At 30.2% G+C, this 1,124-nt stretch carries 1 rRNA gene; it reads right to left on the reverse strand.

The annotated features are described in order from the left end of the window. Positions 1-1,031 precede the first annotated feature (1,031 nt). A 5S ribosomal RNA gene (gene rrf / locus DFQ09_RS19230) occupies positions 1,032-1,124 on the reverse strand; the annotation flags it as partial.

Genomic DNA, 1,124 nt, shown 5'->3' on the forward strand with positions numbered 1-1,124 from the left:
GTTTCCAGTTGATTCTTACGCTGTCAATTCAATATGTTAATGAACTTTTTCTTTACTTTCTCTTAACGTTGTTTCGCTAAGCGGGTGCAAATATAAAACCCTTTTTTCACTCTCACAAACTTAATTTGAAAAAATATTTAATTCTTTTTTTAAGCTTAATTTTTCTGGAAATGAACGTGCGAAACGCAACATATTGTTTTTGTTTCGGGGTGCAAATATAGAACCCTTTTCTAAACCCGCAAGCCCTTTTATAACTTATTTTAATCTTTTTTTTAATACACCCATAACCAAAGCTTTACAGCTGTTTGTTTTTTTGATTTTGAATAAATTCTTTACTGCAGCTTGCTGTTTCGATTGATAAAGGCCTATATGACGGTTTTCAGAATATGTAGATTAACATTAAATCCATGTGTTTTATATGCCCTGATCCATCATACATCCGAATAAATCGAATTATAATAACTCTATACTTCAGATTTAAATTGACTAAAGCTACTTTATTAGGTCTATTATATTTTTTGAAAGTAGATTATGACAGTAAAGATTGTGCGTTCTCATCTAAAATTTACGAATAATTCTTCGTATTAGCGATCCTTGATCCTATAGTATGATACTTAATCTTAAATAATAATGAATATACTTATGTAAATCACTGCTTATTATAGTATGAATTCTCTTAATTACAAAATTATTATTTTACTCTTAGGAATTAAGACGACTCCAGAGTGTGTTTTCAAGAAAAAAAAGTAATGGTTTCTTGATAGCTGTATTTAGTAGACGTTTATGGCTTACTCTTACAAGTATTCATATACCATAAAAGTTAATCATATTAAAGAGTTAGTGTAAGATAATTGAGTTTAACACAAACAATTTAGTTTGTATTACCTGGATTCAATTCTAAATAAAGAATGCTACTTGTAAAAACGATTAATTGATTGGGTTCTTACACTTCCTTAAATATATTAAACACAAAAAACCCTTACTAGATACCTAGTAAGGGTTTTAAAAATATCGATTTATCATCGATACAAAAAAGGCGGTGACCTACTCTTCCACAGTAAAGCAGTACCATCGGCGCAAACGGGCTTAACTACTCTGTTCGGAATGGTTAGAGGTGAGCCCCG

This window comes from Winogradskyella pacifica (assembly GCF_003386275.1).
Taxonomy (GTDB): Bacteria; Bacteroidota; Bacteroidia; order Flavobacteriales; family Flavobacteriaceae; genus Winogradskyella; species Winogradskyella pacifica.